The sequence below is a fragment of the Nonomuraea sp. NPDC049725 genome (genome assembly GCF_040674795.1).
Classification (GTDB): Bacteria; Actinomycetota; Actinomycetes; order Streptosporangiales; family Streptosporangiaceae; genus Nonomuraea; species Nonomuraea ceibae.
In genome coordinates, this window is the sequence record NZ_JBFANJ010000005.1 from 200056 (window position 1) to 212981 (window position 12926).

General features: G+C 74.9%; 11 protein-coding genes. 9 read left to right on the forward strand and 2 right to left on the reverse strand.

All coding sequences use genetic code 11. The features are described 5' to 3' along the window. Window positions 1–52: 52 nt before the first annotated feature. Window positions 53–1423 (forward strand): amino acid permease, encoded by a 1371-nt coding sequence (locus AB0J53_RS15160; protein ID WP_364172241.1) that lies wholly within the window; start codon window positions 53–55, stop codon window positions 1421–1423. Between the two features lie 7 nt (window positions 1424–1430). On the opposite strand, the gene AB0J53_RS15165 is transcribed toward AB0J53_RS15160, so the two are convergent. Continuing rightward, window positions 1431–2336, reverse strand: coding sequence for an RNA polymerase sigma-70 factor (locus AB0J53_RS15165; protein WP_364172243.1), 906 nt, complete (start codon window positions 2334–2336; stop codon window positions 1431–1433). Between the two features lie 191 nt (window positions 2337–2527). Here AB0J53_RS15165 and AB0J53_RS15170 point away from each other — a divergent pair, with 191 nt between their 5' ends. Continuing rightward, entirely contained in the window at window positions 2528–3379 is an 852-nt protein-coding gene (locus AB0J53_RS15170) for an SDR family NAD(P)-dependent oxidoreductase (RefSeq protein WP_364172245.1), read from the forward strand. 175 nt (window positions 3380–3554) lie between these two features. Further along, complete coding sequence (locus AB0J53_RS15175; protein ID WP_364172247.1) at window positions 3555–4556, forward strand: SGNH/GDSL hydrolase family protein; 1002 nt, start codon at window positions 3555–3557, stop codon at window positions 4554–4556. Window positions 4557–4571: 15 nt separating this feature from the next. Here the strand turns inward: AB0J53_RS15175 and AB0J53_RS15180 are convergent, their stop codons facing one another. After that, on the reverse strand, window positions 4572–5474 hold the full coding sequence (locus tag AB0J53_RS15180) for a chorismate mutase (RefSeq protein ID WP_364172249.1): 903 nt from the start codon (window positions 5472–5474) through the stop codon (window positions 4572–4574). 286 nt (window positions 5475–5760) lie between these two features. Here AB0J53_RS15180 and AB0J53_RS15185 point away from each other — a divergent pair, with 286 nt between their 5' ends. The 6 genes from AB0J53_RS15185 to AB0J53_RS15210 are packed head-to-tail and all read left to right on the forward strand — an operon-like array spanning window position 5761 to window position 12921. Next, window positions 5761–7713, forward strand: a complete 1953-nt coding sequence (locus AB0J53_RS15185) for a protein kinase (RefSeq protein ID WP_364172251.1) — start codon at window positions 5761–5763, stop codon at window positions 7711–7713. A gap of 10 nt (window positions 7714–7723) precedes the next feature. Further along, window positions 7724–9667, forward strand: a complete 1944-nt coding sequence (locus tag AB0J53_RS15190; RefSeq protein ID WP_364172253.1) for a protein kinase — start codon at window positions 7724–7726, stop codon at window positions 9665–9667. Next, a complete protein-coding gene (locus AB0J53_RS15195) occupies window positions 9664–10494 on the forward strand; it encodes an AraC family transcriptional regulator (protein WP_308125668.1) in 831 nt (276 codons plus the stop codon). The genes AB0J53_RS15190 and AB0J53_RS15195 overlap by 4 nt, the downstream gene beginning before the upstream one ends. Before the next feature lie 22 nt (window positions 10495–10516). Further along, a complete protein-coding gene (locus AB0J53_RS15200; protein ID WP_364172255.1) occupies window positions 10517–11179 on the forward strand; it encodes an AzlC family ABC transporter permease in 663 nt (220 codons plus the stop codon). After that, window positions 11176–11487, forward strand: coding sequence for an AzlD domain-containing protein (locus AB0J53_RS15205; RefSeq protein WP_219502330.1), 312 nt, complete (start codon window positions 11176–11178; stop codon window positions 11485–11487). The genes AB0J53_RS15200 and AB0J53_RS15205 overlap by 4 nt, the downstream gene beginning before the upstream one ends. A 9-nt stretch (window positions 11488–11496) precedes the next feature. Then, window positions 11497–12921, forward strand: a complete 1425-nt coding sequence (locus tag AB0J53_RS15210; RefSeq protein ID WP_364172258.1) for a protein kinase — start codon at window positions 11497–11499, stop codon at window positions 12919–12921. Window positions 12922–12926: the final 5 nt, after the last annotated feature.

Sequence of the window (12926 nt, forward strand, 5' to 3'; positions counted from 1 at the left end):
GCCGCCGCGCCGATATCGTCGCCGTCACGGACCGTGACGAAGGAGACACCCAGTGCCTGCCGAGACGGACGAGGGATACAGGCCCGCGCTGGGCAACCGCCAGGTGCAGATGATCGCCATCGGCGGGGCGATCGGCGTGGGGCTGTTCCTCGGCGCGGGCGGCCGGCTGGCCGCCTCGGGCCCCGCGCTCGTGCTGTCGTACGCCGCCGCCGGCGTCGCCGCGTTCTTCGTCATGCGTGCGCTGGGCGAGCTCGTGCTCTACCGGCCCGCCTCGGGGTCGTTCGTCGAGTACGCGGGCGAGTTCGTCGGGCCGTGGGCCGCCTTCGCCAGCGGCTGGATGTACTGGCTGAACTGGGCGTTCACCGGCATCGCCGAGCTGACCGCGATCGCCGCGTACGTGCACTACTGGGCGCCGGCGTTCCCCCAGTGGGCGACCGCGCTGCTGGCGCTGGCGTTCGTGCTCGTCGTCAACCTGCTGTCGGTCCGGCTCTTCGGCGAGCTGGAGTTCTGGTTCGCGCTGCTGAAGGTGCTGGCCATCGTCACGTTCCTGGTGGTCGGGCTGGTGCTGGTGGTGTTCGCCGTCGGGCAGGCCGGGCCTGGCAACCTGGTGGCGCACGGCGGTTTCCTGCCGGCCGGGTTCCCGATGGTGCTGATGAGCCTGCAGTCGGTGGTGTTCGCGTACGCCTCCATCGAACTCGTCGGGATCGCCGCGGGCGAGACCGCCAGGCCGCGCGAGGTCATCCCGAAGGCCGTCAACGGCGTCGTGTGGCGCATCGCGATCTTCTACGTGGGCTCGGTGCTGCTGCTGGCGATGGTGCTGCCGTGGACCGCGTACGAGGCGGGCACCTCGCCGTTCGTGACCGTCTTCGCCGGGCTGGGGGTGCCGTGGGCGGCCGACGCGATGAACCTCGTGGTGATCACCGCGGCGCTGTCGTCGTGCAACTCCGGCCTGTACGCGACGGGCCGCATCCTGCGCTCGATGGCCCGCAAGCGGGAGGCGCCCGGGTTCGCCGCGGCGCTCAGCTCGCGGCACGTGCCGGTCGGCGGCGTGGTGTTCACCGCCGCGATGTTCCTGGGAGGCGTGGCGCTGTTCTACTTCCTGCCCGCGCGGGCGTTCAACATCGCCACCGCCGCCGCCTCCCTCGGCGTGATCACCACCTGGGGCACGCTGGTCTACTGCCAGCTCCGGCTGCGCGCCACCGGGCACCGCTCGGCGTTCCCGATGCCGGGCAGCCCGTACACCAACTGGCTGACGCTCGGCTTCCTGGCGCTGGTCGTCGTGCTGATGCCGTTCGCCGACGAGGACCAGCGGGTGGCGTTCTTCCTCCTGCCGGTGGTGGCGGCGGCGATCGCGGCGGGCTGGGCGGCGCTCAGGCGGCGGGGGCGCGCCGCGGCGCCCGCCGATCCGGCCGTGGCCGACTGAGCGGGGTTCAGCGGAGGGTGAGCCGGACCTCCGACTCGATGCGGGTCAGCTTGTGCGGGTTGCGGACGTAGTACAGGCCGATGATGCGGGCCCCCTCGACCTGGAGGGCGATGACGCCGTCCGTCTCGCCGTCCACGCGCACGACCAGGCCGGGGGCGCCGTTGATCACGGTGGGCTCGCCGGTGAGCGTGACCTGTGCCTTGCCGATGCCGCCGACGATGTAACGGGCCACCTTGCCGGCTCCGCTGATCGGCCTGGGCGCGGCCTGGCGGACGCCGCCGCCGTCGCTCAGCAGGACGACGTCGGGGGCGAGCACGTCGAGCAGGCCCTGCGTGTCGCCGGTCTCCAGGGCGCGCAGGAACGACTCCATCACCGCGCGGGTCTCGTCCGGCGAGACCGTCTCGCGGGGGCGGCGGGCCTCGACGTGCCTGCGGGCGCGGTGCGCGATCTGCCGTACGGTCGCGGGGGTCTTGCCGACGGCCTCCGCGATCTCGTCGTACGCGACGTCGAACACCTCGCGCAGCACGAACACGGCCCGCTCGGTCGGCGACAGGGTCTCCAGGACGAGCATGAGCGCCATCGACAGGCTCTCGGCGAGCTCCACGTCCTCGGCCACGTCGGGCGTGGTGAGCAGCGGCTCGGGCAGCCACGGGCCGACGTACGCCTCCTTGCGCCGCTTCAGCGTGCGCAGCCGGTCGAGCGCCCGCCTGGTCGTGATCCGCACCAGGTAGGCGCGCTCGTCGCGCACCTGCTCCAGGTCGATCCTCATCCAGCGCAGCCAGGTCTCCTGGAGGACGTCCTCGGCGTCGGCCGCCGAGCCGAGCATCTCGTACGCGACCGTGAACAGCAGGTTGCGATGGGTGAGGAACGCAGCGGTCGCCTGGTCCGTCGTCGGGTCGCTGTGCTCGTCCATCTCCGGCTCCTGTCCGTCCCGCTGTGTCTCATGCACAAGGCGCCGGCCGGGGCCCCGGCGTGACAGCCGTGACCGGTGACACACGTCACACCATCGCGGCTGTCACAGCCGCCAGGGGGCCGGCGACTCATGGGCGTCAGCGTGCCGCACGGCACGCACCCCTGACGACTGATCATGAATGGGAGAACACCATGAGCAAGGTCTGGTTCATCACCGGCACGTCCCGCGGCCTGGGCCGTGAGTTCGCCGAGGCGGCGCTGTCGCGCGGCGACCGGGTGGCCGCGGCCGCCCGTGACCCCAGGAGCCTGGAGGCGCTGGTGGACGCCCACGGTGACGCGGTGCTCCCCCTCGCCCTGGACGTGACCGACAGGGCCGCCGTCTTCGAGAGCGTCAGGCGCGCCCAGGAGCGGTTCGGCCGCCTGGACGTCATCGTGAACAACGCCGGGTACGCCCAGATCGGCGCGGTCGAGGAGCTGACCGAGCGGGAGCTGCGCGACCAGATGGAGACGAACCTGTTCGGCGCCGTGTGGGTGGTCCAGGCCGCGCTGCCGTATCTGCGCGAGCAGCGCTCCGGGCACATCGTCCAGCTCTCGTCGGCGGCCGGGCTCATCGCCATGCCGCTCGGCGGCGCCTACCACGCCTCCAAGTGGGCGCTGGAGGGGCTCAACGAGGCCCTGGCCGGCGAGGTCGCCGGGTTCGGCGTCAAGGTGACCGTCATCGAGCCCGGCGGCTTCGCCACCCGCGACGGCAAGAACCCGGACCCGCTGGCCAACGGCCACATGGCCAGGATGGACCCGGCCTACGACGAGCTGCGGCAGCGGCTCGGCGCCGCCGCCGGGAGCCAGCCCGCCGGCGACCCGGCCGCCGCGGCCCAGGCGCTGCTCACGCTCGTCGACCTGGACAACCCGCCGCTGCGGGTGCTGTTCGGGCTGGGCTTCCAGCCGATGATCGAGCGCGCCTACGCCGACCGGCTCAAGATCTGGGCCGACTGGCAGGACCTCTCGGCGCGGGCGCAGGGAGCCGGGGCGAGCGCCCGCGCCTGATCATCCGGTGTTCTAGGCTCGGTGGCGGAATGGCCGTCACCGGGGGGAGGCAGCGCTGGACGGGGCGAGGACGCGCACGGAGCGGTGGGCGGGGCTGAAGGCAGCGATACGCGGGTCAGCCTGGATCGCCGGGCCGGCGGGGAAGGTCAGGCTCGCCCTGGCCGCCCGGATCGGTGTGGCCGTGGTGGCGGGCGCGGCGCTGGCGCTGTCGGTGGTGCCGCTCGGGCTGCACACCATGCTCGGCTGCGCCGTCCTCGACGTCGGCTGCGCCCCGGCCGAGCCGCGCGGGCGGCTGCCGGAGCTGACCCGGCTGACGCCCGTGGAGGTGGCGCTGAGCGGCGGCTACGTGGCGCTCGGCGACTCCTACTCCTCCGGCGAGGGCGTCTACGACGGCGCGGGGGCGCCCGCCGGTGAGGGCGCGGCGCGCTGCCACCGCTCCGAGGGCTCCTACGCGCCGCAGGTCGCGGGCGCGCACGCGTTCGGCGGCGAGGCGGGCTTCTGGGCGTGCAGCGGCGCCACCGCCGGCCAGCTCCTGCGCGGCCAGCACGGCCACGCGCCCCAGGTCAGCCGCGTCAGCGCCGGGACGAGCCTGGTGACGCTGAGCATCGGCGGCAACGACGCCGGGTTCGCCCCCGTGCTCACCGAGTGCATCGCCAAGCTGCCGTGGTCGTCGGCCTGCGTCGACCAGGACGCCCGGGTGCGGCAGCGCATCGACGAGCTGCGGCCCCGGCTGCGCCAGGTGCTGGCCGGGATCCGGGCGCGGGCGCCCGAGGCGCGGGTGATCGTGCTCGGCTACCCGAGGCCGTTCCCCGCCGCGCCGTCGAAGACCGTCACCAACCTCTCCGCCGCCGACCAGCGCTGGCTCAACGGCGTCACCCGCCTGCTCAACGACGCCGTGGGGGCGGTGGCGCGGGAGTTCGAGCAGCTGATCACCGCGTTCGGCGCGCCGGGGAGCGTCGAGTACGTGGACGCCTACGACGCCTTCGACGGGCACGAGGTGGGGCAGCCGCACCCGTACCTGAACGGGCTGGTCGTGGACCTCGGCGAGCTGACCGTCAACGCGCGCAGCTTCCATCCCACCGCCGACGGCTACCGCCGCTTCGCCGAGCTGGTCAACGAGCGCATCGCCGCCGGGCCCGGCCGCCCGATGAACAACTTCCGCCTCGCCACCCCCTGACCCCGCCCGGGGCGGTCACCGGCGGGCGCGCTCTTCGGCGAGGTGGAGTCCGGCTTCGATGACGGCGTTCATGACGGGGGCCAGGCGGGCCTCGCCGAGCTCCGGGGCGCGCTGCGCCATCCGGGCCACCAGGGCGCGCTCGCGGGCCGGGTCGCGGCCGGCGAAGCCGCCGACCGGCTTGAGGCGCTGCACGATGCCCGCCAGCTCGGCGCGGCGCTCCAGGAGGGTGGCCAGCGCGGCGTCGACCCGGTCGATGGCCTGGCGGCAGTCGGCGAGCGTGCCGGGCGCCTCGGGGCGCAGCAGCGCGCCGACGAGCGTCACGGCCTCCTCGGCCAGGGCGCGCTCCTCGGCGGAGCCGCCGACGACGAGCCCGTCGGCCCCCGCCGCCACGGCCGCCGCGCTCAGCTCCGCGCCGAGCCGCACGCCCTGCGCGCCGCCGCCCGGAGCAGGGTCGGGGCTCGTGCTGATGTTTCCGGACAAGTCGGCGAGCACCGGGAGGCCGGACGCCTCCCGGGCGGCACGCATCAGCCCCAGGTCGGCGCTCTCGCACAGGATGACCTGGTCATTGCCCTCGGCGGCCACGTAAGCGGCCACCCCCAGCCACTCCTCCAGCGTCGCCGACGGGCGGCGCTCCACCACGACCGGCAGCCCCAGCGCGGCCACCGCCCGGATCAGCGGGATGTCGCGCGTCCACGCCGACCCGATCACCACGCCCCGGGCCCGCGCCGCGATCGCCGGCAGGTCGGCGGCGCCGGCGGGCTCGGCCAGCGTCACCCCGTCGCGCAGCCGTTCGGCGGCGTCCGCGCCGCGCCCGCCGCGCTCACGCAGGCTCACCCGGTCGCTGATCACCACGGCGGGGCCCTCGCCCACCCGCAGCCCGCCCAGCGCGACCACGTGTCGTTCCAAGGTCGATGACATCTCGGCTCCCCAATCGGCCGGCTCTCCTGGAACCGGCGGAAAAACCAAAAAGGCAGAGACGCGGCGTCTCTGCCTTGTGCCGACTCCAGGTGGTCGCTAGCTGACGACCGGCCCTCCCGGAGCCGGCTCGGTAAACGCGTAGCGACAAGTCATGTCTGAACCTTACACCCGTCATCCACCTGCCGGGACATCGTTCCCGAATGGTGGACTGGCCTTCCGGCGAGTCGCCGTTGATCCGTGCCTATGGGAGTATTTCTTGGCCGAGAGGGAGGGTTTGAGGCCGTTGATGTCGGATCGCAAGCAGGACGGACGCCGCATCGCCGGCCGGTACCACCTGCAGGAGCCCATCGGCAAGGGCGGCATGGGCATCGTGTGGCGCGCCCATGACGAGCTCCTTGACCGCACCGTCGCTGTCAAGGAAGTCAGGTACGCCGCCGCCCTGGGTGACGAGGTGCAACTGCTGAACCGGCGGACGATGCGCGAGGCGCGCGCCGCCGCCAGGTTCGAGCATCCGAACGTGATCGTCGTGCACGACGTGATCGAGGAGGACGGCCGGCCCTGGATCGTCATGCAGCTCGTCCAGTCGCGCTCGCTCGGCACGGTGATCAAGCAGGACGGGCCGCTGCCCCCCGCCCGCGTGGCGGAGATCGGCCTGGCGGTGCTCGACGCCCTGCACCGCGCGCACGAGTCCGGCGTGCTCCACCGCGACGTGAAACCCGAGAACGTGTTGCTGGCCGACGACGGCCGGGTGGTGCTGACCGACTTCGGCATCGCCACGCTGGAGACCGAGACGCAGCTGACCGTGACCGGCCTGGCGGGCACCCCGGCGTTCATCGCGCCGGAGCGGCTCAAGGGCCTGCCCGCGCGGCGCGAGTCCGACCTGTGGGCGCTCGGCGCGACGCTCTACACCGCCGTGGAGGGACGCTCCCCGCACGAGCGCGGGATGGCCCTGGCCACCATGCACGCGGTGCTCACCGACGAGCCCGACCCCGCCCCGCACGCGGGGCCGCTGGCGCCGGTGATCGCGGGCCTGCTGGCCAAGGAGCCGGTGCAGCGGCTCACGTACGAGGAGACCGCGCGGATGCTGCGGCGGATCAGCCAGTCCGGCGGCGGCGAGCCCCGGGCGGTCCCCCGCGCCGACCCGCCCACGCGGGTGCAGCCGCCCACCCGGGTGCAGCCGGCGACGCGGGTTCAGCCCGCGATCGAGGACGACATGCCGACGGACCCGAACCTGGCGCCCGTCCGGCCCGCGCAGCCCGTCCCGCCCGCGCGGCCGTCCCGTCCCGCGCCCTTCGCCGAGACCGGGGCGCGCTTCCCCGAGCCCGGCGCGAACCGCCCCCAGGGCGGCCCCCGCGCAGCCGAGACCCGCGCCCGCCACGAGGACCGCGACGGCGGCTTCCCCGAGGCGGGCGGCGCCGGCCGCGCCCCGCGCGAGGTCGAGGAGCGCCGCCCGGAGAGCGAGTCGCTGTTCGCCGAGGCCGCCGACCGGTTCGGGCCCGCGACCGCCGACCCGGTGACCGGCGACCCGACGCGGCTGAGCGGCGACGGCAAACGGCAGGCCGTGCCCGTGGTCGTCGCCGTCGTCGCCGTCGTGCTGATCGCGGCCGTAGGCGGCTATCTCGGCCTGCGTTCCACCGCCGGCGACACGCCGGAGGAGCAGCAGACGGCCGCCGCGAGCACCGCCGCCACGCCCGGCGGCACCGGATCGCCGGCGCAGCCGTCGTCCGAGCCGCCGAGCACCGCCCCCACCCCGTCCGAGACCGCGGAGAAGGAGGAGGACCCCGCCTCCGCCCTGCCCGACGGCTGGAAGCTCTACAAGGACAAGAAGCTCGACTTCACCATGGCGCTGCCCAAGGGCTGGGAGGAGTTCAAGCGCGAGGGCAACCAGGTCTTCTTCCGCGGCCCCGGCGCCGCGTCCAACGCCTTCGTGTCCGTCGACCGGGCCTCCAACCCGGGCTCCGACCCGTACAAGGACTGGAAGAAGCAGGAGAAGACGGCCCGCTACGGCTTCGGCGGCTACAAGCTCATCGGCATCAAGAAGGTCGACTACCAGAAGGCCGCCGCCGACTGGGACTTCACCTGGCGCACCAACACGGGCCTGACCCGGGTCCGCAACCGCGGCTTCGTCACCGAGAACGGCCGCGGCTACGCGATCTACTGGCACAACCTCAACAGCCGCTGGAAGAAGGACTACCACTTCTTCGAGACGTTCTGCGCGACGTTCAAACCCGACCAGTAGGCTGCGGGCGATGGACAGGCAGGTCGGCAACCGCTACCGCCTCATCGAGCCCATCGGCGAGGGCGGGATGGGCGTGGTCTGGCGCGCCCACGACCAGCTCCTCGACCGCACGGTCGCGATCAAGGAGGTCCGCTACACGGGCGTCGGCGACGCCCAGCGGGCCGCGCTCAACCGGCGCACCATCCGGGAGGCGCGGGCGGCGGGGCGGCTCGACCACCCCTCGGTGGTCGTCGTCCACGACGTCGTCGAGGAGGACGGGCGGCCGTGGATCGTCATGCAGCTCGTCCGCTCCCGCTCGCTCGCCGAGACGATCCGCGACGGCGGGCCGCTGCCGGCGGCGCGGGTGGCGGCGATCGGCGCCCGCGTCCTCGACGCGCTGCGTGCCGCGCACGCCACCGGGGTGCTGCACCGCGACGTCAAGCCCGAGAACGTGCTGCTGGCCGACGGCGGCCGGGTGGTGCTGACCGACTTCGGCATCGCCGCCGTGGAGACCGACGCCGGGCTGACCGCGACCGGCGGGCTGGTGGGCACGCCCGCGTACATGCCGCCGGAGCGCCTCAACGGCGAGGCCGCGCGGCCCGAGTCGGACCTGTGGTCGCTGGGGGCGACGCTGTACGCGGCGGTGGAGGGCGCGCCGCCGTACCGGCGCGACACGTGGGCGGCCACCGTGGCGGCGATCCTGCGCGACCCGCTGGTGCCGCCGGCCCACGCCGGGCCCCTCGCGCCGGTCATCACCGGGCTGCTGTCCCGCGACCCGGCCACGCGCATGCCCGCCGCCGAGGCGGCCCGGCTCCTGGAGTCGATCGCCGCCCAGCCTCCCCACCCGAGCCCCGTCCCCGGGCAACCGGCCGGAGGGGCGAACCCGGGGGTCCCGCCCTCCCCGGCAGGCCCGCCCCCGCATGGGGGCGCGCCCGCCTATGACGGCACGCCCAGCGAGGGCGGCGTGCTCGCCCACGGCGGCGGGTCCTCCCAGGGCGGCTGGTCCTCCCAGGGCGGCTCACCTGCCCCTGGCGGCGCGTCCTCCTGGAGTGGCGCGCCCCTTCAGGGCGGCGCACCCTCCCAGCACCGCGCACCCACCCAGGGCGGCGCGGCCGGTCATGGTGGGACGCCCGCTCAGGGAGGGGCGTGGCGCGAGGAGACGGCCGGTCAGCGCGGCGGGACGCCGACCGGGGGTGTGCCGGGCGGGGACACCGTCCACGTGCCCCGGGGCCGGCGGTGGGCGGGGATCGGCGTGGCCGTGATCGTGGCGGCGGCCGTGGGCGCGGGCGGTGTGCTGGTGGCGCTGGAGCTGAGGTCGCCGGGCTCGGACGTCACCGCCGCGGCCACGCCGACCGGCGCCTCGACCGGCATCTCGGCGGACACCCCGACGGACACCCCGACAGGCAGCCCGGCAGGCGACCCCACGGGCGCCCCGACCAGCAGTCCGACCGGCAGCCCGGCCGAGCCGACCGCCTCGGACTCCGGGGAGCCCACGGCCACCGGGTCCGCGCGCCCGCCCGCCGGGTGGCGGACGTACCGCAACGCCGCCGGCGGGTTCTCCATCGCCCTGCCGCGCGGCTGGCGGGCCGCCAAGAGTCCCACGCGCGACAGCGTCACCCTGTCCGGCCCCGGCACCGCCGGGAAGATGGTCGTCGAGTGGACCGTGCCCGAGGTGCGCCACAGCACTCCGGAGGCGCACTGGCGGGCGCTGGAGCGGGAGATCAGGGACAAGGGCGAGTTCCCCGGCTACCGGCGGATCGGCATCAGGCCGCTGACGTACCTGGGGGTCCCGGCGGCCGACTGGGAGTTCGTCAGGCCGCGTGACGGCGCCCTGCTGCACGTGGTGAACCGGGGTTTCCGCACGGCCGACGGCCGCCCGTTCGCCCTCTACTGGGAGACGGCCCACACCCGGTGGGAGCGTGACCGGCACTACGTCGAGGCGTTCCTGCGCACGTTCCGCCCGGTGCCGAGGTGAAGGAGCAGGCGCGGTTCTGGCGGCATCCGGCGGTGCCGGAGGTCGACCTGCTCAAGGCCCGGTACGTCACCCACCGCTTCTCTCGGCACGTGCACGACGGTTACGCGATCGGCGTGATCACGTCCGGGGTGGAGGAGTTCGACTACCGGGGCACGCTGCACCGGGCGGGGGCCGGTGAGATCGTGCTGGTCAATCCCGACTCGATGCACACCGGGCAGGCGGGTGTGGAGGACGGCTGGTCGTACCGCATGCTCTACCCGACGGTGGAGGCGGTCGCGGAGGTCGCGGCGGAGCTGGGCGTGACGTACGGGACGCCGTACTTCCCGCAGCAAGTGGTCGGCGACCGGGAGATGGCGGCGGCGCTGGCGGCGGCGCACCGGGCCGCGGAGGTGGGCGACCGGCTGGCGGCCTCGACGCTGACGCGGACGCTGTTCGCGGGGCTGCTGACCCGGCACGCGGCGGGGCGGCCGGCGGTGGCGCTGGCGCCGGAGGGGCTGCGGGCGGTGCGGGAGGCGATGGGCGTGCTGCGCGAGCGGCTGGTGGACCCGCCGGCGCTGGAGGACCTGGCGCTAGCGGTGGGGGCCAGGCCGTTCCCGCTGCTGCGGGCGTTCAAGGCGGCGACGGGGCTGCCGCCGCACGCCTATCTGACGTCGCTGCGGGTGCGGCAGGCGCGCCGGCTGCTGCGGTCGGGCATCCCGGCGGCGCGGGTGGCCGCCGACGTGGGCTTCACCGACCAGGCGCACCTCACCCGGCACTTCAAGCGGATCGTGGGCGTGCCGCCCGCGGCGTACCAGCGGGCCGCAGGAACGTACAAGAAACACGGCTGACCTGCCCATACCCTCGTATGACATGGAAAGAACGACATATCGCTCGGCCGCGATCCGGGACGGCCTGGGGGTGGGCCTGGCCGTGGGCCTGTCGGGCGTCGCCTTCGGCGCGGCGGCGATCACCGCGGGCCTGAGCGTGCCGCAGGCGTGCGTGCTCAGCCTGCTGGCCTTCACCGGGGCCTCGCAGTTCGCGCTCACGGGCGCGGTGGGGGCGGGCGGCGACCTGGTCGCCGCCGCGTCGGGGGCGCTGCTGCTGGGCGGCCGCAACACGCTGTACGGGCTGCGCCTGGCCGACCTGCTGGGGGTACGGGGGCCGCGCAGGCTGGTGGTCGCGCACGGCGTCATCGACGAGACGACGGCCGTGGCGCTGGCCCAGCCGTCGCCGGAGGCGTCCCGTACGGGATTCGTGACGACGTTCGCCACCCTGTACGTGACGTGGAACATCACGACGCTGGCCGGGGCGCTCGGCACGTCGGCGCTGGGCGATCCGGGCATGCTGGGGCTGGACGTGGTGGGGCCGGCGACGTTCCTGGCGATCCTGTGGCCGCGCCTGGCGGGCAGCGGCGAGCTGCGGCTGCTGGCGGCGGCCGGGGCGGGGATCGCGCTGCTGGCGACGCCGTTCCTGCCGCCGGGGGTGCCGGTGCTGCTGTCGGCGTTCGCGGTGCTGGTGGTGATGGCGCGATGACGCTGTGGTGGGCGATCGCGGCGGTGTGCCTGGGCTGTTACGCGCTCAAGCTGGCCGGGCTGGCGGCGCCGCGTCAGGTGCTGGACCATCCGGCGGTGCGGCGCTTCGCCGAGCTGGTGCCGGTGGCGCTGCTGTCGGCGCTGATCGCCGTGCAGACGTTCACGGCGGACGGGGCGCTGGCCTTCGACCTGGCCAGGACGGCGGGGCTGGTGGCGGCGGTGGTGGCGCTGGTGCTGCGGGCGCCGTTCCTCGTGGTGCTGATCGCGGCGGCGGCCACAACCGGGGTTGTCAGGCTCTTTCTCGGGTAGGCGCCCCGCATGTCCGATTCTGCGGGGATTGTTGGGGGCCGCTACCGGCTGGTGCGGACGATCGGCCGTGGCGGCATGGGCACCGTGTGGCAGGCGCACGACGAGGTGCTCGGCAGGGACGTGGCCCTGAAGGAGGTCCTCCCGCCCCCCGAGCTGACAGGGCCGGAACGCGAGGTGTTCACCACCCGGACGTTCCGCGAGGCGCGGGCGGCCGGGCGGGTGGCCCATCCGTGCGTGGCGGCCGTCTACGACGTGCTGGAGGAGCACGGGCACCCATGGATCGTGATGCAGCTCGTCCGCTCCCGCACGCTGGGCGAGCTGGTGCGCGACGACGGCCCGATGTCCCCCGCCGAGGCCGCGCACCTGGGCCTGCAACTGCTGGAGGCGCTGCGGGCCGCGCACACGGCCGGGGTGCTGCACCGTGACGTCAAGCCCGACAACGTGCTGCTGACCGAGGACGGCCGGGCGGTGCTGACGGATTTCGGCATCGCGACCACCGAGGACGAGGCCCCGGTCACCCGCACCGGGATGCTGATCGGCACGCCGGCGTTCATGGCGCCGGAGCGGGCGGCGGGCGGGCAGGCGCGCCCGGAGTCGGACCTGTGGTCGCTGGGCGTGACGATGTACGTCGCGGTGGAGGGCCACTCCCCCTTTCACCGCTCGAACGCGCTGGCCACGCTGGGCGCGGTCATGCACGCCGAACCGGCTCCGCTGGCGCGGGCGGGGGTGCTGGCCCCGGTGCTGCTCGGGCTGCTGCGCAAGGACCCGGCGGAGCGGATGTCGCTGGAGGAGGCGGAGGCGCGGCTGACGGCGATCATCGCGGGCAGCCCGCCGGAGCCGACGGGGCCCGTCCCGGTGCCGGTCCCGGCGCCGCAGGCCGAGCCGCCGCCGGGCCGTACCCGGCCGCCGCTGCTCGCGCTGGGCGTCGGGTCGCTGCTGGTGGCGCTGGTGACGGGCGGGTGGGCGTGGTGGTCGAACCGGCCGCCGGAGACGGCCAGACCGCCCGCCGTGCCGGCCGTGGTGAGCACGCCCAGCTCCGCCGGGCCCGCCGAGCCCTCCTCCCCCGCCGACACGCCGTCGTCGTCCCCGCGCTCCGGCCTGCCGCCCACCGGCTCCGACCCCACGTACGCGACACCGCGCAACGAGGAGACCGGCAAGCAGGCGAGACCGTCGGACCGCCCGTCGGACCGCAAGCCCGACCCGAAGCCCACGAAGTCCCCCAAGCCCAGCGACTCCGCCGACCCCCAGGAGCCGGAGAACCCCGAGGGCACGGACGAGCCGGACGGCCCGTCGCCGACCAAGCCGGGACAGGTGGACCCGGAGCCGGACGGCGGCGACCAGGCGCAGGCCCCGCCCGAGAAGCCCGGCAACTCCGACAGCTCCGGCAACTCAGCGAAGTCCGCCAAGAACGCGAAAAAGGCGGAGAAGACCTGACCGGC